This window comes from Changchengzhania lutea (genome assembly GCF_006974145.1).
GTDB classification, from domain to species: Bacteria; Bacteroidota; Bacteroidia; order Flavobacteriales; family Flavobacteriaceae; genus Changchengzhania; species Changchengzhania lutea.
This window is the reverse complement of record NZ_CP039456.1, coordinates 3665278-3686709: the sequence shown is the minus strand read 5'-3', so window position 1 is coordinate 3686709 and position 21432 is coordinate 3665278. Positions and strand designations below refer to the sequence as shown.

Genomic DNA, 21432 nt, shown 5'->3' with positions numbered 1-21432 from the left:
AATATTATCACGATAATATTATCACAAGTAAGATTGGTTTACAGTTATTTATGAACTTTTTGGGTAATAACTTTGGATAACGATTTACTTTGGATAAAAATTACTATTTACCATGATGTCATCCTCGTTATTAATGAGAATGCGTAGGATATTGTGTTCTTTAATGGCACTATCGCAAACGGTGTTGGGAGGGCATTTTGCTGGAAGTTTTCGATTAATTCCCTTATCATTAGGAATAGCCGCAGTAACAAGAAAGAAGATGAGTAATAAAAATGCGATGTCTGCCATAGACCCCGCATTGACTTCTGGCACTAGTTTTGAATGTCTCATAATGTTGGATTTAATCGTTTGTAAAATTTAATTCACAAAAACAATACCATATAATGATTTCAAGATTTAGTGTGCATATCTTTTGGTCCCTCTCCAAGTAGCTGTATTCGAGGTATGCAAATTTAAAATGCGTCTACAGTCTAATAGTTTTTCTTGAGTGATGTTGTCTAGGCGTCTAGATATTTTAGTGATTGTTTTCATTTTGATTGTTGATTGAAATTGATTGATGAAAGCATTTGGGTTAAGAGACGTCACTTATCTGTAACGTCTTTTACTGTTCCATTCGTTACTTTTGGTTGATGATAAAGTTCCAGTTAATTGGTTGGTGTTTAATGTTCTCATGATTTCTGTTGGTTTTAGTTGATTGATTGTTTGATGGATGATTTGTTTTAAAAAGACGCTACTTATCTGTAACGTCTTTTACTGTTCCATTCGTTACTTTTGGTTGATGATAAAGTTCCAGTTAATTGATTGGTGTTTAAAGTTCTCATAATTGATGTTTTTTTAATTGATTTATACTAGATAGACGACACAAACTTAAAAATGTTACAGTACTTTGTATAACATAGTAATATATTAACAAATTTTAACATATTGACGACTAAAAAGTAGAGAATTAGGTATTGATTTTTTACTTAGGTACGGTTTTTGATTTTCTAAAAAAGGACATATTCAAAGGACTATGTCATATAAACGAATATCTTTGGCATGGATTTGCTTAAACTTTCAAGCCATTGTGAATAATAATGTATTAGTCTAATGAAGCGTTTTTTTCTTTTATTTATACTTTCATTTTTAGCCCTTTCAGGCTATGGACAGATTGATAACGAAAAAAAATCTATAATAATTCCCGCAGTAGAAAGCAAAAAAGATTCTGCAAGTGTGAATGTCCTGTTGCCCGCTAGTCCAAAAACTAACTCTAATAAGTTAAATGGATTGAGCGTGCCCAGAGTGTCTACCAATATGGAAACGCCAAAGAAAGAATTCTCAATGTTTGGCGAAACTTTTGGAAATCCTGGTGAACAGTACGAGGGTCGGTTAAATAAACAAACCAAGAATATAGAAGTTGAAGCCGGCTTAGGTTCAAAAGGCAGTAAAACAGATCAGTATTTTGGTGATTTTAAAAGTAAATCAGAATATGTGCGGTTGCTGTTTCGTGATTTTGGTTTAGAAGATGGCGATATCATAAGTATTTTGGTTAATGATGAAACGATTCAACCCCGTATTTTGTTGACTAATGGTTATAAATCGGTTAAATTAACCTTACTGGATGGATTCAACAAAATAGACTTTTTGGCCCTCAACGAAGGGTACTCGCTACCCAATACAGCCGAATTTCAGGTTATTGACGATAAAGGCATTGTCCTGGCGGCAAATCAATGGAATTTATCAGCTGGTGTAAAAGCGACGATTATAGTGGTTAAAGAGTAATTGTTTCTAAATTATAGATTCAATATTTTTAACTTCTTCATCAGAAAATTTCAGATTATCCAAGGATTTTACATTTTGCTTTAATTGATTTGAGGAACTCGCCCCAACTAAAACCGATGTTATTTGAGCTTGTCTTAATAGCCAAGCAATAGCCATTTGAGACAATTTTTGTCCTCGTGTCTCAGCAATAGCATTCAATGTCTTGACTTTCTCAATATTACTGTTTACGTTATCCGCATTTAAGAAAACCGAATCACCACCCGCACGTGAGTTTTTAGGAATGCCATTTAAATATTTATCCGTTAACAGGCCTTGTTCCAATGGAGAAAAAGCGATACATCCAACTCCGTTATCTTCTAACGTGTTTAAAAGACCATCTTCCGCCCAACGATCAAACATAGAATATCGGGCTTGATGTAAAATAAAAGGAACTTTTAAATCCTTTAAAATTTTAGCGGCTTGCTCAGTTTCTTTAGGTTGATAATTAGAAACCCCCACATATAATGCTTTCCCTTGTCTTACAATATCGGCAAGGGCACTCATAGTTTCTTCAAGAGGTGTATCAGGGTCTGGTCTGTGGTGATAAAACACATCTACATAGTCCAAGCCCAAGCGTTTTAAACTCTGATCTAAACTAGATATTAAATATTTTCTAGAGCCGAAATCACCATAAGGACCATCCCACATCCCATAGCCAGCTTTGGTCGCAATAAACAGTTCATCTCTATACGATTTAAAATTAGCTTTTAGAATTTTACCAAAATTTTCTTCGGCAGATCCGGGAGGCGGGCCATAATTGTTGGCTAGATCAAAATGGGTTATTCCCAAATCGAATGCCGTTTTTATAATATTCGTGCCATTTTCCAGTTTGTCCACAAATCCGAAATTATGCCATAATCCCAAGGAGATTGCAGGTAGCAAGACACCGCTTTTTCCACACCGTCTGTAGGACATGGAATCATATCGATTGCTGTTAGCTAGATGTTTTTGTTCATCAAAATGATTATTATTTTGCATGTCTTATAAGTTTTTCTATAAGATGTAAATGTATAAATTGTTCATCATAATTGAAAGATTATAGGGATTTAGAAACAAAATTTATTATTTCTTTGATAAAATTTAAATTCATTTATAATTTTCCTTCCAAACAGTCTTGATAAACGCTTTAAAGGTGTTATTTTTGCACGCTACAAAGTTTGATGCATGTCCATATCCAAAACAGAATTAGAAGAAAGAAACGTTGGTAAAAATTTATATAGCTATCAAAAAGGGGCTATAGATAAAATTTTTAAAAGCTTTGAAGAGTCGCCAGACGACTATCATTTACTCTATCAGTTACCGACTGGTGGCGGGAAAACCGTTATCTTTTCTGAAATTGTAAGACAATACCTTAAGCACCACAAAAAAAAGGTGTTAGTCATGACGCACCGGATAGAACTGTGTAAACAAACCTCTAAAATGCTTACCGAGTTCGGTGTTGACAATAAGGTGATAGATAGTAAAGCAGACCTTGGTGATCAATCGGATTATAGCTGTTTTGTGGCTATGGTCGAGACCTTGAATAATCGGTTAAATGATGATAAATTAGATATATCGGATATTGGTTTGGTGATTATCGATGAAGCCCACTATAACTCCTTTACCAAACTTTTTAAATTCTTTAGTCAATCCTTTATTTTAGGCGTTACAGCAACGCCTTTAAGTTCTAGTATGGAACTACCAATGACTGATAATTATGATGAATTAATAGTTGGTGAAACGATAGAATCTCTAATAGAAAATGGCTTTTTGGCCCGGGCTGAAATGTTTAGCTATAATGTAGGCTTAACCTCTTTAGTAGTAGGGGCGAATGGGGATTACACTGTTAAATCTTCAGAGGATCTGTATACAGATAATGACATGCTTACCAAGCTATTACAGGCTTATGAAGAACGTGCCAAAGGAAAGAAAGTATTAATTTTCAATAATGGTATAAATACGTCTTTACATGTCTATGACACCTTTAGGGCCGCGGGATACCCAATTGCTCACTTAGATAATACGAATACAAAAAAGGAACGTGCTTTAATCCTAAAGTGGTTTAAAAAAACACCTGATGCCATTTTAACATCAGTAAGTATTTTGACGACTGGTTTTGATGAACCGACCGTGGATAGTATCATTTTAAATAGAGCAACCAAATCATTGACTTTGTATTACCAAATGATTGGTCGTGGGTCGCGTGTATTGGAAAATAAAAAGACGTTTAGTGTTATTGACTTAGGAAATAATTTTCACCGCTTCGGTCCGTGGGGAGATGATCTAGATTGGCAACGTATATTCAGATCGCCAAACTACTATTTAGATGCGCTTCTTAGTGATGAGGAATTAGAAAGTAATTTCAGGTATGAAATGCCTGATGAATTGCGTGCTGAATTTTCAAAATCTAAGGACGTCCATTTTGATGTTCAGAAAACTTACGTACAATCTATCAGGGATGGCGAATCATCAAAGGTGGTTTTAGAGCGTTCAATCGCGCAACACGCATATATTTGCTCTGAAAATAGTGAAGATGTATATGATGCCTTAGCCCTTGCCAAAAAACTTGGTGATGATATAGATTTCAGAATTCAACGTTATACCAAATGTATTAGTAAAAGTACATTTAACTTTGTAGAATGGTTAAAAGGCGATTACCGGAAAAAGCTTAACGCACATCTGCGGTCTAATTTTGATGCTATTTTTGAGACCATCCATGGCTATCCACCAGAAGATTAAAAAAATCAAAAATTAAATTACGTAACATATAATTATAACATCCTTAAAATATAATGTACCTTTACGTACATTTATCCTTTATAGAATAATTATGCCATTTTCATTTTTGAAATGTGATGCGCATGAGCAGTTATTTTAAAAGTTAAACCTTTAAATTTTAAACCACATTATATAAACAATGGCAAAATCTCAAGTAACATTTAATAAGATTGAAAAAGAAAAAAAACGCTTAAAGAAAAGAGAGGACAAGCAAAAGAAAAAAGACGCCCGTAAAGCTGAAGCAAAAGAAAACCCACAAGGGATTCAATTTGCCTACGTAGATTTTAACGGGAATCTAACAGATACGCCGCCAGATCCTGCTATGCGTGAAAAAGTAGAGGCTGAAAGTATTGAATTGGGTATTCCTAAAAAAGAAGATAGAGAAGAAGAAGAGCCTGCAAACAAAGAAGGAAAAGTTTCTTTTTTCGATCATTCAAAAGGGTTTGGATTTATTCTTGACAGCATAAATCAAGAAAAATATTTCGTACACGTAAGCGGCTTATTGGAAGATATCGAAGAAAACGATAAAGTAACTTACGAGTTAGAGCGTGGACAAAAAGGCATGAATGCCGTTCGCGTAAAAAAAATATAAACACTTTCAACATATTGATTTAGTGTGTTTTATGGCAATTTAATGTCTTGAATATAAATATATGAGTTTACCTCGTAAAACGATTCTCATTATTTTGGCATTCTTTGCCATATATGTTATTTGGGGCTCCACCTATTTGCTTAATAAAATTGCAGTTACCGAAATCCCACCGTTTTTCGTTGCCACCATTCGTTTTACTTCGGCCGGTATGCTTATATTCATTATTGCTAAGTTTTTAAAGCGCTCTTTAAAAATTAGCAGAAAGCAACTCATCAATTGCACCATCGCAGGATTTTTATTTCTGGTGTATGGCAATGGTGTTTTTATTTGGGCACTTAAGTACGTAGATAGTGGTTTTGCGGCATTGGAAGCATCTACCCAACCTCTATTCGTGTTATTATTAATGCGATTAATCGACGGAAAAAAAATTCAGCAAAAGTCCATCATTGGCATTATACTTGGCGTTGTAGGGATGTACCTATTAGTGAGCCAAAAAGAATTGGTGTCAGATGAAGGCAGCCTCTTGGGCATGTTCATGATTCTAACCTGTGTATTGAGTTGGAGTTATGCCAGTGTATTTGTATCCAAGGCCGATTTACCTGCTAACTTTTTAGTGAGCACGGGCTATCAAATGATTAGTGCAGGTTTACTATTAGCAATAACAAGTTTGTTTTTGGGAGAAGATTGGATTTCACCGTTACAATGGAGTGCATCCGTACAATGGTCTCTAGGACTATTAATCATTTTTGGTAGTATCGTCGCGTTTACGGCATTTAATTATTTGTTAAAAACGGTTTCTACAGAAAAAGTTTCAACATCGGCTTATGTAAACCCGGTAATTGCAATATTTTTAGGCTGGTTTATTTTAGATGAACAATTAAATGTCCAAACCATTATTGCCGCTGCTGTACTGTTAACAGGGGTCTATTTTATAACTTCAAAAAAGAAATTTAGAATTCGTTTTATTGGACGTTAAAAGGGCTGTAAAATATTTGATAGTCAGCGCAATGGCTTTCACCTTAGTGAACGATTTTAATAACTTGGTATTCAACGTATTATTTAAACAAAGGCAAAACGACAATCTGTCGTCTCCAATTCCCTAATGTATTTGGCTAGTCTTAACCATTATTGTAATTTTGGCGCGTTTATATTTTTAAAACCTAATTGGTGAAATGAGTATCAAAAAAAGAATCAATCATGTAAGGCGGAAGGTGATGAATTCACTGACCAAAAACATTGGACAATCCTATACAAACCCTACGATTGATTTAAAAAATAAGCCTAAAATAAAAAAGATACTTATTAGTAGACCAAACCATCGTTTAGGTAACCAGCTATTATTAACACCTTTAGTGCAAGAGGTTATACATACCTTTCCAGATTGCAAAATCGATTTATTTGTTAAAGGCGGGGTAGCATACCCTGTTTTTGAAAATTATGAGCAGGTTGAAAACATTATTCAACTGCCCAAAAAAGCCTTTAGTCACCTATTAGATTATGGTTGGTGTTGGGTTAAGTTGAAAAGAAAGAAGTATGACTTGGTTATTAATGGCGATAAAAATTCATCTTCGGGTAGATTATCTACACAATTGGCTAAGGCAAAGTATAAAGTCTTTGGTGATGTCAATGAAGAAATTAAAAGTAAATATGAAGATTGTAAACATATCTCGAAGTATCCTGTTTACAATTTAAGGCATTATTTAAAACAACTTGGATTTCCTGAAAATAATAGTAATGTGCCCTTATTAGATATTAAATTAAGTCCTTCAGAAATAGAAAAGGGGAAGCAGCTGTTAAAAGGGATTGTTGATAATGGTAAACCAATTATATGTATTTATACGAATGCCACTGGAAAAAAATGCTATTCTGAAGATTGGTGGGAAACCTTTTATAATCGACTGTTAGAAGAGTATCCGGAATACACTATAATAGAAATGTTGCCTATTGAAAATATTTCAAAAATTGGTTTTAAGGCACCACATTTTTATAGTAAAGACATTAGGGAAATGGGGGCAATTATTCATAATACGTCCATTTTTATTGCTGCAGACAACGGCGTGATGCATTTGGCTAGTGCATCGCAAACCCCTACCGTTGGATTCTTCTCTGTAACTAATCCCAATGTTTATCAACCCTACGGAAACGGCAGTTTTCCTATGGATACCAAAATTACAAATATCGAGGATTGGATCTCGGGCATAGATTCAATACTTAAAAAATAGAGCGAAAGTTAATATTAAACTAAGTAATTAGTTAAATCTTACCATTTAATTAGGCGCTCTCCAATTGCCTGTCCTCCACTTTTTCTTTTATATGAAGTAAACTATTTGCAATAGCTACCAGCTCAAATTGTAAGAAACGCTTGTTTTTCCTACTGAAATTGCTAATGCGTTGTGCGTACAATGGCTGGTTTCCCTTTTTGATATTTACAAAGAAAGAGTCTTTTTCTGCATCCAGTATCACAGAACTTTTGTAATTACTTTCGGTTAAGAACCAATATGATAAACTATTAATCTGATTGAATATTGATAAATTAGCATCCATAGTATATATATTTTAAATTTGGGTTTAATAAAAATAGAGTCACATTAAAAAGTTACCAAAATTGTTAGTCCTAAGACCCGATTATTTCGATTAATAGATGAACGACATATCAGAATTTCATTAAAAACGTAATATTTAATTTAATGGCTGAATTATTGTAAATTAGAAACTCATACTCCTAATCTAATAACACTAATTATGCAATATTCAGACAATCAAATACTTATAGATACACATAAGAGAATTTCGCCATTCATCCATAAAACACCTGTACTTACTTCATCACAAATAAATAATTTGGTAGGAGCTGATGTGTATTTTAAGTGTGAAAACTTTCAAAGAATGGGAGCTTTTAAAATGCGGGGAGCCACAAATGCCATCTTAAAATTAAGTGACAAGCAAAGAGGCAGTGGTGTCGTCACGCATTCGTCCGGTAATTTTGCCCAAGCTTTGTCTTTAGCCGCAAAAAGTTTAAATGTGACTGCCTATATTGTTATGCCCAATAATGCTCCCCAAGTAAAAAAAGATGCGGTTAAAGGTTATGAAGGGATAATTACTGAATGTGAACCGACACTTGAATCTAGAGAACGGGAATCTAAATTAATCTCACAACAGACAGGAGCTACATTTATCCATCCGTCGAATGACATTGATGTTATACATGGCCAAGGTACTGCCGCTATAGAATTGCTCAATGATTATCCAAAATTAGATGCTATCATTTCGCCTGTTGGGGGTGGCGGATTAATTGCAGGTACGGCATTAGCCGCTCATTATTTTGGACATAATTGTGAAGTTGTTGGTGCAGAACCTTTTGAAGCGGATGATGCCTACAGATCATTAATTAGTGGAAAAATTGAAACGAATGTTACTACAAATACCATTGCGGATGGATTAAGAACGCAATTAGGCAGTATTAATTTTCCAATTATTAAAAGACATATTCATAATATCATCAGAGTAGAAGAGGTTGAAATTGTGGATGCTATGAAACTTATTTTCGAACGCTTAAAAATTGTAGTAGAACCTTCAAGTGCTATCGTATTGGCGGCTATAATTAGAGAAAAAGAATTATTTAAAAATAAGAAAGTGGGTCTAATTATTTCGGGTGGCAATGTGGATATCACGCAATTACCTTTTTAAAAAATGTTGTAATTCAATTTATCATTATTATGGGGCTATTTTAAGTGCTTTAAAAATATATGAAATTGAAAATCAATACTTTAACATATTTTGTGTTGAACCCCCGATAATTTAAACTACCTTTGGCTTGAAATATTCGAGTAGCTTATCTTTTTTTAATTTCTCCCAAATTTTAATCAATCCTTCGCTTTCTTAAATACTTTAAAAGTCGTAGTGCATTAGGCATTTTATGAGTAAAAGCTTATATAATAGGTTTAATGGTATGTCCAAAAAAAGACTTTCTATATCATCAATATTTTTTACTACGCCATTATCAAAAACAATTTGAATGTTCTAAGCGATAGAACAGAATTGCAATTAGATATGTTATGATATTAAGATAAATGAGTAGCAATACAAATAACCCTGTATTTTCAAGAACTTTAAATCGAGATTTTTCCAAAACGCTTAGAAGTAGAGTCAATACCTATTTTAAATCTAACAAGATAAGTAGACATGCGAACGCTACGATGGTTGTTAAAACGGTTATTATGCTTAGTTTATTTTTCATTCCTCTCATGGCACTGTCTTTGGGGCTTGTAACTAAAACCTGGATGCTTTTTCTAGCATATACTATGAGCGGATTAGGGATGGCAGGCATAGGTATGGGGGTTATGCACGATGCCATTCATGGATCGTATTCAAAAAATAAAAATGTCAATCGTTTTCTGGGATATTCATTTAATTTAATAGGAGCAAACGCTGTGGTTTGGAAAATCCAACATAATATTTTACACCACACGTATACGAATATAGAAGAGGCAGACGATGATATAAATGCGCCATTCTTTCTGCGATTTTCACCGCATGCCAAATACTATTGGGTACACCAATTTCAGCATATATATATCTGGTTTTTTTATAGTATCTCTACAATTTCATGGATCACTACAAAAGATTTTGTACGTTTAAAACGCTATAAAGACATGAGGTTTTTAGATGGGAAAAATGAATACAATAAAGTACTCGCAGAAATGACAGTATGGAAACTTTTATACTATTCGTATGCACTTGTGCTTCCAATGCTTATAGTGCCATTATCTTGGTGGGTTATTTTATTGGCATTTTTATGCATGCATACCGTAACGGGGCTGCTAGTGAGTACTGTTTTTCAAATTGCTCATATTATGCCAGACAATGAATTTCCACTTCCTGATGGAAAGGGCATGATGACAGACGATTGGTACAAACATCAATTTATAACCACCACTAATTTTGCACCAAAGAGCAAATTTTTGTTCTGGCTTATAGGTGGCTTGAATCATCAAATTGAGCATCATGTATTACCCGATGTTTATCACGTACATTATAAAAAGTTAACAAAGATTGTCGCTGAGACTGCAAGAGAATATGGCATCCCATATCATGTTAAAAAGAGTTTTGCCCATGCCATAGTGGATCACGTAAAATGCTAAAATTTTTAGGAAGAAAAGAAATCAGTGTCACTTAAAATATGAATTCTAATTAAAACATAAATTATGCTAAAACAGTTAATAAATAAATTAATAAATACTAATAAAGAGAACAAAATGAAAGAAGGTACAGTAAAATTTTTCAATAATGCCAAAGGATTTGGCTTTATTACAGTTAATGAAACAAATGAAGAAATCTTTGTTCACTCAACAAATCTAATCGACGATATTAGAGAAGATGACAAAGTACAATTTGAAATTGAAAAAGGCGACAAAGGATTAAGCGCAGTGAAAGTGAGCTTAGTTTAATACATCTAAGCAAAATTATTACTTAAAAAAACCATCTTAATTGATGGTTTTTTTGTTTTATATAATTATAATTAGTGAGCTCTTTTGCTTTTTAATCAATGATTGTTTATTTTTTTATTGAAACAAAAAGGATTTAGGCTCAGCTTTAATGAAGTGGTTTAAACTTTTTTAATTGGCTAAAAAATTGTCCTTTTGCACCTACTTTTTGTCTTTTTTTCGTTCCGTAGCGATGCTATGTAACTTAAAAAAGCCTTCAATTTGTCATAAAATGACTAATTTTCGCCTCAATCCAAAAAAGTTTAAACCACTTCAATTTATTAAAAAAAACTTATATAATTATTAAAGAACGATTTCAAAATCACAGCTTAATTGGAAGTATTCATAATAATATGGCACGACAAATTATTTATAACTCTAAGAAAGCCAACAGCCTAAAAAGTACCCAATTTTAATATAGAAAATGCCTATAGGTAAAGTTTTGTCTTTACCTTTTTTTATATTAAATTATATGGAATTTAATTAAGATACATGAAGGCATCAGACCTATTTATAAAAGCATTGGAAAACGAAGGTGTCAAATATATTTTTGGATTACCAGGAGAAGAGAATTTGGATGTGTTAGAATCCATTCGGAAATCCAATAAAATAAAATTTGTGCTCACACGCCACGAACAGGGCGCTGGATTTATGGCAGCTACCTATGGCAGGTTAACCGGTAAAGCAGGGGTATGTATGTCTACCCTTGGCCCAGGAGCTACCAATATGGTAACACCTGCTGTTTATGGGCAATTGGGCGCCATGCCACTCGTTATTATTACAGGGCAAAAACCTATAAAAACGAGTAAGCAAGGTAAATTTCAGATTGTGGATGTGGTCGAGATGATGGAGCCCCTTACTAAATTCACGAAACAAGTGACACATGGTGGCCATATTCCATCTATAGTTAGAGAAGCGTTTAGGCTGGCACAGGAAGAACGCCCAGGAACGGTTCATATAGAATTACCCGAAGATATTGCACAAGAAGACATAGAAAGCCCTCATATTTTTGATGTGGTTGATTTTAAAATACCTCATGCGATACCAAAAGCCATAAGCCATGCCGCCGATATGATTAAAGTGGCAAACATGCCGCTGTTACTTATTGGTGCCGGTGCAAACCGCAAACGTGCTTCAAAAGCATTGACCCAATTTGTAGATACGCTGGGCATTCCATTTTTCAATACACAAATGGGGAAGGGGATTATAGACGAGCGCCATCCTTTATATTTAGGAACCGCAGCTTTATCAGATTATGATTTTTTGCACGAAGCCATCAGTAAAGCAGATTTGATTATTAACGTGGGCCACGATACTATTGAAAAACCACCATTTTTTATGAATCATGGCGATCACAGTAAAGTGATTCATGTTAATTTTTTCCCAGCAGAAATTGACGAAGTGTATTTTCCACAGCTTAATGTTATAGGTGACATTGCCGAAAGTATTTCAAAATTAAGCGATGTACTAAAACCGCATGCCAACCAATGGGGTTTGGAGTTCTTTTTAGATGTAAAAAACAACGTCGCTACGCATTTATCAAAGTATGAAAAGGATGATCGTTTCCCCATACTACCACAACGTTTGGTTAAAATCACTAGAGATATGCTGCCAGAAGACGGCATTGTAACGCTTGACAATGGGATTTATAAAATATGGTTTGCACGTAATTATCCAGCTTACGCACAAAATAGTTTGATTTTAGATAATGCTTTAGCAACCATGGGTGCTGGACTTGCTTCTGCGATGATGGTAAAAGAATTGAATCCTGACAAAAAAGTGATTTCAGTAAATGGTGATGGCGGTTTTATGATGAATTCCCAAGAACTGGAAACCGCCATGCGTATGCAATTGGATTTGGTCGTTATCATTTTAAACGACAACGCATACGGGATGATAAAATGGAAACAAAAAGATGAAGGTTTTAAAGATTATGGATTGGATTACAAGAACCCAGATTTTGTGAAATATGCCGAAAGTTTTGGTGCTAAAGGGTATCGACCAGATTCTATTGAAAACTTTAAAACCATCCTTCAAAAAGCATTGGATTCCAAAGGGATTCATATTATTGACTTAGTAGTTGATTATTCATTAAATCATAAAATATTGAATGTTCTTATTAAAGAATATTCTGAAACACGTAAAAATTAAAAAATATGTCTACTACAATAACAATTAATCCAGCAAACGGTGAAAAAGTAGCCGAATATGAACGTATTACTGCTGATGAAGCAACCAATAAAATAACACTGGCGAATAAGGTTTTTAAAGAGTGGAAACATTTTTCATTTGAAAAACGAGCAAAACTGATGCATAAATTAGCAGATGTTTTGGATGAATATAAAGAAACCTATGCGCAACTGGCTACCAAGGAAATGGGTAAAATCATTGGTCAGTCACGCAAAGAAATTGAAAAATGTGCCTGGATCTGTAGATATTACGCCGATAACGCCAGTAAGCTATTGGCCAATGAAACCGTAGAAACAGAGGCCACGAAGAGCTATGTGACATTTCAACCTATTGGGGTTGTTTTAGCGGTTATGCCTTGGAATTTTCCGTTTTATCAAGTCATTCGCTTTGCAGTACCTGCATTAATGGCGGGTAATGTTGGGGTATTAAAACACGCCTCCAACGTACAAGGTTGTGCTTTTGCTTTAGAAGGCGCCTTTACAAAAGCAGGATTTCCAAAAGGGGCTTTTACAAATTTGAATGTAAGTGCTAAATATGTAAAAAATATTATTGAAAACGATCATATAGTTGCCGTTACCCTTACTGGTAGCGAACCTGCGGGGCGTTCTGTCGCCTCAATAGCAGGACAAAATTTAAAGAAAACTGTTATGGAATTGGGAGGGAGTGATGCCTATGTTATTTTAGACGATGCTGACTTAGAAGAAGCTACCGAGTTGGCTACTTTCGGGAGATTACAAAATAATGGACAAACCTGTATTGCAGCCAAACGGTTTGTAGTGCTCGATGCCATTTATGATGATTTTTTAGAACTGTTTACCAAGAAAATGAAAACTGCTAAAATGGGAGCACCTACAGATGAAGACACCTATTATGGTCCTATGGCCCGAGCGGACTTAAGAGACGAACTTCATGAACAGGTGGAAAAAACAATAGCACAGGGTGGCCGATTGGTCTTAGGGGGTGTTGTGCCGGATAGAAAGGGCGCTTATTACCCTGCTACTATTCTAGCGGATTTAAAACCAGGTATGGAAGGTTTTGATGAAGAACTGTTTGGCCCAGTAGCATCGGTTATAAAAGCCAAAAATGAAAATCATGCTATTGAATTGGTTAATAATTCGAATTTTGGTTTGGGTTCTGGCGTTATTACAGGCGATAAAAATCGAGGTGAAAAAGTAGCGCTTCAACTGGAAGCAGGAAATAGTTTCGTGAATAAATTAGTGGCATCAGACCCTAGACTACCTTTTGGAGGTATTAAAAACAGTGGATATGGAAGGGAACTTTCTAGTTATGGTATTCGCGAATTTGTGAATACAAAATCCATTTGGATTGATTAACTTTAGGTTCAAAATTTATTTGAAAATATAAAATGACATGAAACATCCATAACTAAAACTTGATACCCAAGTGAAATGATTAAATGGATGTCGCATGTGACTAATAAAAAACAATAAATATAAACACATGAAAAAAATTCTAATTACTTTGATAGTCTTTGGTATTGTTTCTTGTGGTTCTAGTTTTAGAAGTACCAAAAAAACAAGTGAAGCGCTTGATGCTATGGTTAGTAATAAGCGTTTTAAAATAGTATCAACATCTGCCCAACCGCAAGTTACCAACGCCATGCAACAGCTGGGGAACACCGGGATATTTGGTCCTGGAAATACAGCAGGAAACATCAGTCTTATTGGTAATGCTAATTTCTTGACCATGACCAAGGATAGCGTTATGGCATATTTACCATATTATGGTGAACGACAATTTGGAGGTGGCTACAGCAATAAAACAGGTATAGAGTTCGCTGGCATACCAAAAGGCCTGCAAATTACTAAAGGGCAAAAATCTGATTATGCTATTAGCTTTAAGATCGATGATAAAAACTCAAGATCAGAAAACTATCAAATTTATATTAAATTATTTCCCAATTTAACGAGTACCATTGATATTAACAGTACACAACGTTTTAACATTCGATACAGTGGTACAGTTGATTCTCTTACTGTCGAAAAATAGAGGTTTTTAAAGTTTATCCATTAGCACGTTAAGAACGTATTAAAAAAACCAATGGTATAAAGAATAGCCTATACATTTTTAAAATGTATAGGCTATTAGTATCGTACAAGCTCTAACTGTTTATTTAAGCATGGCCAATAATTTTTCAGCAACCATCTCAGACGAAGCCGGATTTTGACCTGTAATTAAATTACCGTCTTGCAATGTGTACACGGCCCAATCATCACCTTTAGAGTAGATGCCACCGTTTTCTTTCAACATATCTTCAACTAAAAAGGGTACAACATCTGTTAGTCCAACTGCTTTTTCTTCAGAATTTGTAAATCCAGTTACTTTTTTACCTTTTACTAAAGGCGAACCATCTTCTTTTTTTACACCTTTTAAAGCTGCTGGAGCATGACAAACAAAAGCAATAGGCTTATTCTGTTTGTTAAATGTTTCGATTAGTGTAATCGAATAGGCATCGTTCGCTAAATCCCACAATGGCCCATGACCACCTGGATAGAATACGGCATCATAATCTTTCGGATTAACTTCAGCTAAAACCATAGTATTGTTAATTTTTTTTTGTGCATCAGCATCCTTATTATAACGCTCTGTTGCTTCAGTAGTAGCATCTTCTGTAGTGCTTCTTGGATCTATTGGTGCTTTTCCTCCTTTTGGTGTCGCCAAGGTTATGGTAACCCCTTTGTCTGTTAGTGTGTAATATGGGTTTGCAAATTCTTCAACCCAAAACCCTGTTTTTTCTCCTGTATCGCCTAATTTATCGTGAGACGTCAATACAAATAATACCTTCATTTCTTTTTTTGTTTTTTTATTAATAGTGTCTTCTAAAACGGTTTCAGAAGATTGTTTTTCACTCTTGTTATTGCAACTGGAAATACTTATTATCGTTAATAATAAGGCTAGCGTCTTAGCTAGTTTCATAATTCTTATATTTAAATTAATCGACTAGGGTAATTAAATCATCAGTGGATTTTCTAACTTTGGGCAAATCAACCAACCAATCGTCGGAGGCATCTCTATATCCAATCGGAAGTAAAACGGCACTGCGCAGTCCTTTTTCTCTAAGTCCTAAAATATCGTCAACAGCATCTGGGGTGAAACCTTCCATTGGTGTAGCATCCACTTTCTCAAAAGCTGCAGCAGCAAGCGCTTGTGAAAAGGCTATATATGCTTGTTTTGAAGCATGTTGAAAATTCTCTTCAGCATCTTTTTGTGGATATGAATTTAAAAGCTGTTGTCTGTAATTTTCCCAACCTTCATTTTTAAACCCGCGAATTTCATTGGTTAAATCGAACATATAATTAATACGCTCTTCGGTATAAGTATCCCATGCCGCAAATACCAATAAATGTGAGCATTCTGTAACAACGGATTGATTCCAGGCTACTTTTCTAATTTTTTCCTTAATGTCCTTATTTGTTACAACAATAATTTCAAAGGGTTGCAAGCCACTTGAAGTTGGTGCAAGTCGAGCTGCTTCTATAATATTATCCACTTTGCCTTGTGGTACAACTTTACCATTCATGGCTTTGGTAGCATAACGCCATTTTAATTTATTTAATAATTCCATAGTTATTTTTTGTTCTATGCGAAATTATAAAATTAAAGTGTGCTGCATTAACGCTTTTCCCTTAGATGGGTGCTGATTTGCGATTTAAAATTTTAGAAATAGAATATACCTTCTTTAAGCTAGACTGTATACGGGAACAATCTAAAAAAGTAACGGTGAATTATTTAAAAGGTATTAAGGTTATCAGACTAAATTCTAAATAAATCCTTTAAATAAAATCTGTAATTATTTTTTTATTGAAATAGGTTTCAAACGGATAATGCCTATGCTGTTTAAGGTTAAAATAATCAGATAAGTGATATCGATCTCATACCATCTTACACCAAAATTCGCACGACTGGCATGTTTATGATGGTTGTTATGATAGCCTTCACCCATCATTAGAAAATCAAATCGGAATAAATTTTTACTTGTATTTTTCATCTGATAATTCACATAACCATAAATATGCCCAAACCAATTAATGATGACCCCGTGAATGGGCGCCATTAAGAATGTTACAGGCAACAATAGCCATTGCCACCAAGAAGACACAAAGTATATAAAAAATAGGATGTATAAAGACACCCACAATAATCTTGACAATCTTGAGCTTGCAAACGCATCAAATCCAGACCACTGCGGAACATTTTTTGTAAAACGATCATCAACCGCAACACGTTGTTGATTGATATCTTGATATATTGTTTTTGTTTTCCACATCATAGCGAATAAATTATCGTCATAAGAAGGGGAGTGAGGATCCTTTTCAGTATCTGTATAAGCATGGTGCATTCTATGCATAATACCATAACCATACGCACTTAAGTAACTAGGACCCTGAAAAAGCCACGTAAAGATAAACGTGAGACGTTCCATAGTTTTAGACATGGTAAAAACCTGATGCGCCGCATACCGATGTAAAAAGAAGGATTGAAAAAATAATCCGCCATACCAAAGGACTAGAACTAGAATAACTATAGTCATAATGTTTTTTTTGACAAAGATAATTTCAATGTTTGATGTAAACAATGAACCTAAATCAATTAAACCCGCTTTCTAATTCTGCTCAATGCCTGTGCCGTAACGCCAATATAAGAACTTATGTACTTTAGCGGAATGACCTTTAATAATTCAGGACGTTCTTTAAATAGCTTTACGTAACGTTCCTCTGCACTGAGATTCAATAAGTTTTGCTCACGACTCGATTTGATTAAAAATAGTCGCTCCGCAGTCAACCTACCGACTAGGTTTCCCATTAGTGTCGTGGTATAAACCTCTTGTAAATCGTCATACGTTATACTCAGTAAGGTCGTATCCGTTAAAGCCTGTAGTTGATACGCAGATGGTTTACGTGTTAAAAAAGAATCGTAAGCGCTTATGAATTGATTTTCAAAACTGAAACCAAAAGTAATTTCTTTATCTGGGTCTTCCTTGGGTATAAATAAACGTACGGTGCCAGATTCTATAAAGGAAATATGATTTTCAACCTCATTTAGTTTTAAAAAGATTGTTTTCTTAGGAATAAATTGACGTTGCATTTTTGAAATAAAAAAATCCCAATCAAAATCTGAGATGGTTGCAATTTGGTCTAAGTAATCTTTTATCTGCTGCACAGGGAATTGGAGTAGTTTTATAAATACAAATATAACGATTCATATTACGATTTACCATATTCAAAGTTCATGCCATTTACAGTTTAGTGCTGCATATAGCGTGAATTAAAAACCTTCATATGACTAGTTTATTCCCGCGTTTTTTTAATTATAAATCAATAATATCCGATTAAAATTTGTAAAACAGCCCGAACAATAGGTTGGGCATGGGGCAAAAGATTTTTTTAAGATTTGCATCTTGCTTTTACAAAAAACACAAATTATATCCTTTCTGAAGTGATAAATGTATTATATATTGATTATCAGTTAGTTAAAACCACGTCTTGATTCTTTGCTCTAGCAGCGCAGCGGTCTTAATTCTTTTATCGGACAATAATGATTATAAATATTTGGATCTTTAATGTGAATAAATACCGTACTTTTGCACCCTCAAAAAAATCTGGTTATGAAGCGTATAAATGAATATAAGAAACTGTTTAGTATAGATAAGGATATCGACCTTAAAAATCTAAAAAAAACATACCGCAATTTGGTTAAAGAATGGCATCCTGATAAGTTTCAAGAAGGTGACGTTTTATTTCAAGAAGCTGAACTTAATAGCCGTAAGATTATAGATGGCTACCATTTTCTTATAAGTATAGCTCCAGAAACCATCGCAGCAAACTTAGAACATTATACCGAAACCATTACGAATTCTGGTGTTTTGGATTTTCAGCATAAGGGCTTACTGCTTGAGATTACCTTTGCAGACGGAACGATATACGAATACTTTGGCGTAACTAAACAAGTTTACATTAAAATGATTAATTCAAACAAAATCAACCGTTTTGCTAAACGTAGCATTTACCCCAACTATACCTATAGGAAAGTAAAAAAGAATCTTCAAGTCGCTTAAATAGTGGCAAAATAGTTTTGTTTTTATTATTTCAAACTTAATTTAATCTAAATAATTCTCCGATGGCCCTGCCTCGGGATTTCCGATTCACCTCTCTTTTGGAGAGGTCGGAACTGCCTTTTTGCAGTTCCGGGTGGGGTAAAATACAAAATTTCAAGAATTTTTTTATTCCTGCTCTCTTTCTAAAATGTTTTTTTTGAGGTCATATTTGACATATTTGTACTTACATGGATTGGATGATTACATTTATTAATGTCCTTTTATCGGTAAAATTTACCTTCAACAACAGTTCGACCTTAAAATTTAAACGTTCAAATAGTTTTTTGTTATTTTTTATACTAAAGCCTTAATTTTAAACAAATTAATAATTTTGGCCCATGAAAAATCTAATTACCTACGTTTGTTTCTTCTGTTTTCTATGTGTTAATAATGTATTAATATCCCAAGAATCGGCAGAAGTTTCGGAAACCATTCCAGAAAACTATAAAAAGCGAAGTCCTATATATGATTATAGCGAACAGCAATTGAACAACACAGACACCATCCCTGATTTCTCTTCAAAATCACAAAAACTTAAAATTACAGGAACCATTTATGAAAGTGATGGTGTAACGCCTGCAAAGAATGTTATGCTTTTTATTCATCAAACTGATGAGGATGGTAATTTTGAATTGAAAAGACAAAATAAAAAACGCTACGTACACCACAGAGGTTGGATAAAAACGAATGCCGACGGACGCTATACGTTTTATACGTTTGTCCCAGGAAAGAGTATATACGGCAATGAACTGACACAAATACTCCCCATTATTAAGGCCCCGAACAAGCCAGAACAAAAAATTGAGACCTTTCTTTTTGATGACGATCCTTCGTTAACCGCATCATGTCGGGAAAAAATTATTAGAACCAATCCGAATAGAATCCTTAAATTGGATAAAAAAGAAGGCTTGTATGTCGCACAAAGAGATATTGTTTTAGGCAAGGAAAACGCAGAGTATTAAAAACTCTTTCAGTACTAAAGTAAAAGCACATTCAAATGTTATTTGAATGTGCTTTTACTTTAGATATCCAGCACAATGAAATTGTCCAAAACTCCTTCTCATTACAAATGTTTTTATCATCGTTTCAATTAAATAAATAACAAATCAAATTGCTGCCATTCCCTGTGAAAGTGTGGTTATCTTTGCTGAAAAATATTTTATGTCAAAACAGTTTTCAGATTTAGGGATTAATAAACAATTGCAAAAAAGTTTAGTCGACTTACAAATCTCTATCCCAACGGATATACAAGAAAAAACGATTCCGATTGTTCTAAATCAAAAAGAAGACCTTGTGGTTTTGGCAAAAACCGGAAGCGGTAAAACAGCTGCTTTTGGATTACCCTTGCTACAACTGATTGATGAAGAAAGCAGCGATATACAGACGCTCATATTAGCACCTACCAGAGAATTAGGACAACAGATTTATAATAATTTAGTGTCGTTTTCTGCGGATAGCCCAAAAATATCGATGGCATCCTTATGTGGCGGTAGTCTCATCAAACCTCAAATTGAATATTTAAAAAGTGCAACGCATGTGGTTGTAGCCACTCCCGGTCGTTTGGTAGATTTAATTAAACGCGATGCTATTCATCTTAAAAACTTAAACTATTTAGTACTGGATGAAGCTGATGAAATGGTGAGCACTTTAAAAGAAGAGGTCGACACGATTATAAAACACATTCCTAAATCTAGAAGAACTTTATTGTTTACAGCTACCATGCCGGGAACCATAAAACAATTGGTTCAAAATTACATGTCGAAACATGTTGTGCATATTGAAGCAGACATGGCAACGGTTGGCCATCAAGGTATTGACCATCAATATGTGGTTGTAGAACCCATCGAAAAGTTAGAAGTCCTCCTTCATTTTTTAAGTTCTAAAGCAGGTGAGCGCGGTATTATATTTTGCAAAACTAAAGCTGCCGTTAATAAATTGGCAAAAAAATTAGCCATTAATAAATTCTCATCTGGAGCCATTCACGGGAGTTTAACGCAAGGCATTCGCGATCGTATTATGGAGCAATTCCGTGAAGGTTATATCGATATTTTGGTTGCTACCGATTTAGCAGCACGTGGCATTGATGTCAAAGAAGTGTCCTATGTAGTCAATTATCATTTACCAGACACCTATGACACCTATGTGCACAGAAGTGGACGAACGGCTAGGGCAGGGGCAAAAGGACTTTCCTTAACCGTTTTGCAAAAAGAAGAAGTGCCCGATATTACAGGTTTTGAAAATGAATTGGGTATTGTTTTTAATGAATTGAAAAAAGCAGATGCACAAAGTATTGAAGAAAATAATGGCTTATTATGGGCTAAAAAAATTTTCAAGACCAAACCTAATCGTGACGTTTCCGAAGATTTTAAAGCCAAGATAAAAACCATTTTTCATCATTTAACAAAAGAGGAACTCGTAGATAAAATATTAGCAAATTACTTAGCACAATCGGGTACCGATGGTCCAAAGTCTGAGGCGTCTAATAAGAAATAATC

General features: G+C 34.4%; 21 protein-coding genes. 14 read left to right on the top strand and 7 right to left on the bottom strand.

The annotated features are described in order from the left end of the window. Positions 1–84: 84 nt before the first annotated feature. The gene (locus FAF07_RS16580) at positions 85–330 is read right to left on the bottom strand and encodes an ExbD/TolR family protein (RefSeq protein WP_142786166.1); all 246 of its coding nucleotides are present in this window, start codon (positions 328–330) and stop codon (positions 85–87) included. Positions 331–1089: 759 nt separating this feature from the next. Here FAF07_RS16580 and FAF07_RS16575 point away from each other — a divergent pair. After that, positions 1090–1761 (top strand): hypothetical protein, encoded by a 672-nt coding sequence (locus FAF07_RS16575; protein WP_142786165.1) that lies wholly within the window; start codon positions 1090–1092, stop codon positions 1759–1761. 6 nt (positions 1762–1767) lie between these two features. Here FAF07_RS16575 and mgrA read toward each other — a convergent pair whose 3' ends face one another. Continuing rightward, on the bottom strand, positions 1768–2778 hold the full coding sequence (gene mgrA / locus FAF07_RS16570) for an L-glyceraldehyde 3-phosphate reductase (RefSeq protein WP_142786164.1): 1011 nt from the start codon (positions 2776–2778) through the stop codon (positions 1768–1770). A gap of 186 nt (positions 2779–2964) precedes the next feature. Between mgrA and FAF07_RS16565 the strand changes: the two genes are divergently transcribed. The 4 genes from FAF07_RS16565 (at position 2965) to FAF07_RS16550 (ending at position 7371) form a co-directional block, all read left to right on the top strand. Continuing rightward, complete coding sequence (locus FAF07_RS16565) at positions 2965–4518, top strand: DEAD/DEAH box helicase (protein WP_142786163.1); 1554 nt, start codon at positions 2965–2967, stop codon at positions 4516–4518. Between the two features lie 178 nt (positions 4519–4696). Then, the gene (locus tag FAF07_RS16560; protein WP_142786162.1) at positions 4697–5149 is read left to right on the top strand and encodes a cold-shock protein; all 453 of its coding nucleotides are present in this window, start codon (positions 4697–4699) and stop codon (positions 5147–5149) included. A gap of 61 nt (positions 5150–5210) precedes the next feature. Beyond that, entirely contained in the window at positions 5211–6125 is a 915-nt protein-coding gene (locus FAF07_RS16555) for an EamA family transporter (RefSeq protein WP_142786161.1), read from the top strand. A gap of 196 nt (positions 6126–6321) precedes the next feature. After that, on the top strand, positions 6322–7371 hold the full coding sequence (locus tag FAF07_RS16550) for a glycosyltransferase family 9 protein (protein ID WP_142786160.1): 1050 nt from the start codon (positions 6322–6324) through the stop codon (positions 7369–7371). A 49-nt stretch (positions 7372–7420) separates the two neighbouring features. Here the strand turns inward: FAF07_RS16550 and FAF07_RS16545 are convergent, their stop codons facing one another. Continuing rightward, positions 7421–7693, bottom strand: a complete 273-nt coding sequence (locus FAF07_RS16545) for a hypothetical protein (protein WP_142786159.1) — start codon at positions 7691–7693, stop codon at positions 7421–7423. A gap of 198 nt (positions 7694–7891) precedes the next feature. Here FAF07_RS16545 and FAF07_RS16540 point away from each other — a divergent pair, with 198 nt between their 5' ends. The 6 genes from FAF07_RS16540 (at position 7892) to FAF07_RS16515 (ending at position 14832) form a co-directional block, all read left to right on the top strand. Continuing rightward, positions 7892–8836 carry a pyridoxal-phosphate dependent enzyme gene (locus tag FAF07_RS16540; RefSeq protein ID WP_142786158.1) on the top strand — a complete coding sequence of 315 codons (945 nt, stop codon included), beginning with the start codon at positions 7892–7894 and terminating at the stop codon, positions 8834–8836. A 383-nt stretch (positions 8837–9219) separates the two neighbouring features. Beyond that, positions 9220–10290: a fatty acid desaturase family protein gene (locus FAF07_RS16535; RefSeq protein WP_142786157.1), complete on the top strand. Its 1071-nt coding sequence runs from the start codon at positions 9220–9222 to the stop codon at positions 10288–10290. Between the two features lie 63 nt (positions 10291–10353). Further along, positions 10354–10596, top strand: coding sequence for a cold-shock protein (locus FAF07_RS16530; RefSeq protein WP_317130306.1), 243 nt, complete (start codon positions 10354–10356; stop codon positions 10594–10596). A 528-nt stretch (positions 10597–11124) separates the two neighbouring features. Next, the gene (locus FAF07_RS16525) at positions 11125–12783 is read left to right on the top strand and encodes an acetolactate synthase large subunit (protein WP_142786156.1); all 1659 of its coding nucleotides are present in this window, start codon (positions 11125–11127) and stop codon (positions 12781–12783) included. A gap of 5 nt (positions 12784–12788) precedes the next feature. Continuing rightward, entirely contained in the window at positions 12789–14156 is a 1368-nt protein-coding gene (locus tag FAF07_RS16520) for an NAD-dependent succinate-semialdehyde dehydrogenase (protein ID WP_142786155.1), read from the top strand. Between the two features lie 127 nt (positions 14157–14283). After that, positions 14284–14832 (top strand): DUF4251 domain-containing protein, encoded by a 549-nt coding sequence (locus FAF07_RS16515; protein WP_142786154.1) that lies wholly within the window; start codon positions 14284–14286, stop codon positions 14830–14832. Positions 14833–14952: 120 nt separating this feature from the next. On the opposite strand, the gene FAF07_RS16510 is transcribed toward FAF07_RS16515, so the two are convergent. The 4 genes from FAF07_RS16510 to FAF07_RS16495 all read right to left on the bottom strand — a co-directional run bounded on the left by FAF07_RS16510 (position 14953) and on the right by FAF07_RS16495 (position 18003). Further along, a complete protein-coding gene (locus FAF07_RS16510; RefSeq protein WP_142786153.1) occupies positions 14953–15759 on the bottom strand; it encodes a type 1 glutamine amidotransferase domain-containing protein in 807 nt (268 codons plus the stop codon). A 16-nt stretch (positions 15760–15775) separates the two neighbouring features. Beyond that, on the bottom strand, positions 15776–16408 hold the full coding sequence (locus FAF07_RS16505; RefSeq protein ID WP_142786152.1) for a nitroreductase family protein: 633 nt from the start codon (positions 16406–16408) through the stop codon (positions 15776–15778). 225 nt (positions 16409–16633) lie between these two features. Further along, positions 16634–17374, bottom strand: coding sequence for an acyl-CoA desaturase (locus tag FAF07_RS16500; protein ID WP_142786151.1), 741 nt, complete (start codon positions 17372–17374; stop codon positions 16634–16636). 59 nt (positions 17375–17433) lie between these two features. Further along, positions 17434–18003 (bottom strand): Crp/Fnr family transcriptional regulator, encoded by a 570-nt coding sequence (locus FAF07_RS16495; RefSeq protein ID WP_142786150.1) that lies wholly within the window; start codon positions 18001–18003, stop codon positions 17434–17436. Between the two features lie 445 nt (positions 18004–18448). Between FAF07_RS16495 and FAF07_RS16490 the strand changes: the two genes are divergently transcribed. The 3 genes from FAF07_RS16490 to FAF07_RS16480 all read left to right on the top strand — a co-directional run bounded on the left by FAF07_RS16490 (position 18449) and on the right by FAF07_RS16480 (position 21430). Further along, positions 18449–18898 (top strand): KTSC domain-containing protein, encoded by a 450-nt coding sequence (locus FAF07_RS16490; RefSeq protein WP_142786149.1) that lies wholly within the window; start codon positions 18449–18451, stop codon positions 18896–18898. A 377-nt stretch (positions 18899–19275) separates the two neighbouring features. Continuing rightward, entirely contained in the window at positions 19276–19899 is a 624-nt protein-coding gene (locus tag FAF07_RS16485; RefSeq protein WP_142786148.1) for a peptidase associated/transthyretin-like domain-containing protein, read from the top strand. A gap of 199 nt (positions 19900–20098) precedes the next feature. Beyond that, positions 20099–21430 carry a DEAD/DEAH box helicase gene (locus FAF07_RS16480; protein ID WP_142786147.1) on the top strand — a complete coding sequence of 444 codons (1332 nt, stop codon included), beginning with the start codon at positions 20099–20101 and terminating at the stop codon, positions 21428–21430. Positions 21431–21432 lie beyond the last annotated feature (2 nt).

Coding starts and splice junctions, on each gene's coding strand:
- FAF07_RS16580 (WP_142786166.1), bottom strand. CDS start 330: ATGAGACATTCAAAACTAGTGCCAGAAGTCAATGCGGGGTCTATGGCA.
- FAF07_RS16575 (WP_142786165.1), top strand. CDS start 1,090: ATGAAGCGTTTTTTTCTTTTATTTATACTTTCATTTTTAGCCCTTTCA.
- mgrA (WP_142786164.1), bottom strand. CDS start 2,778: ATGCAAAATAATAATCATTTTGATGAACAAAAACATCTAGCTAACAGC.
- FAF07_RS16565 (WP_142786163.1), top strand. CDS start 2,965: ATGTCCATATCCAAAACAGAATTAGAAGAAAGAAACGTTGGTAAAAAT.
- FAF07_RS16560 (WP_142786162.1), top strand. CDS start 4,697: ATGGCAAAATCTCAAGTAACATTTAATAAGATTGAAAAAGAAAAAAAA.
- FAF07_RS16555 (WP_142786161.1), top strand. CDS start 5,211: ATGAGTTTACCTCGTAAAACGATTCTCATTATTTTGGCATTCTTTGCC.
- FAF07_RS16550 (WP_142786160.1), top strand. CDS start 6,322: ATGAGTATCAAAAAAAGAATCAATCATGTAAGGCGGAAGGTGATGAAT.
- FAF07_RS16545 (WP_142786159.1), bottom strand. CDS start 7,693: ATGGATGCTAATTTATCAATATTCAATCAGATTAATAGTTTATCATAT.
- FAF07_RS16540 (WP_142786158.1), top strand. CDS start 7,892: ATGCAATATTCAGACAATCAAATACTTATAGATACACATAAGAGAATT.
- FAF07_RS16535 (WP_142786157.1), top strand. CDS start 9,220: ATGAGTAGCAATACAAATAACCCTGTATTTTCAAGAACTTTAAATCGA.
- FAF07_RS16530 (WP_317130306.1), top strand. CDS start 10,354: ATGCTAAAACAGTTAATAAATAAATTAATAAATACTAATAAAGAGAAC.
- FAF07_RS16525 (WP_142786156.1), top strand. CDS start 11,125: ATGAAGGCATCAGACCTATTTATAAAAGCATTGGAAAACGAAGGTGTC.
- FAF07_RS16520 (WP_142786155.1), top strand. CDS start 12,789: ATGTCTACTACAATAACAATTAATCCAGCAAACGGTGAAAAAGTAGCC.
- FAF07_RS16515 (WP_142786154.1), top strand. CDS start 14,284: ATGAAAAAAATTCTAATTACTTTGATAGTCTTTGGTATTGTTTCTTGT.
- FAF07_RS16510 (WP_142786153.1), bottom strand. CDS start 15,759: ATGAAACTAGCTAAGACGCTAGCCTTATTATTAACGATAATAAGTATT.
- FAF07_RS16505 (WP_142786152.1), bottom strand. CDS start 16,408: ATGGAATTATTAAATAAATTAAAATGGCGTTATGCTACCAAAGCCATG.
- FAF07_RS16500 (WP_142786151.1), bottom strand. CDS start 17,374: ATGACTATAGTTATTCTAGTTCTAGTCCTTTGGTATGGCGGATTATTT.
- FAF07_RS16490 (WP_142786149.1), top strand. CDS start 18,449: ATGAAGCGTATAAATGAATATAAGAAACTGTTTAGTATAGATAAGGAT.
- FAF07_RS16485 (WP_142786148.1), top strand. CDS start 19,276: ATGAAAAATCTAATTACCTACGTTTGTTTCTTCTGTTTTCTATGTGTT.
- FAF07_RS16480 (WP_142786147.1), top strand. CDS start 20,099: ATGTCAAAACAGTTTTCAGATTTAGGGATTAATAAACAATTGCAAAAA.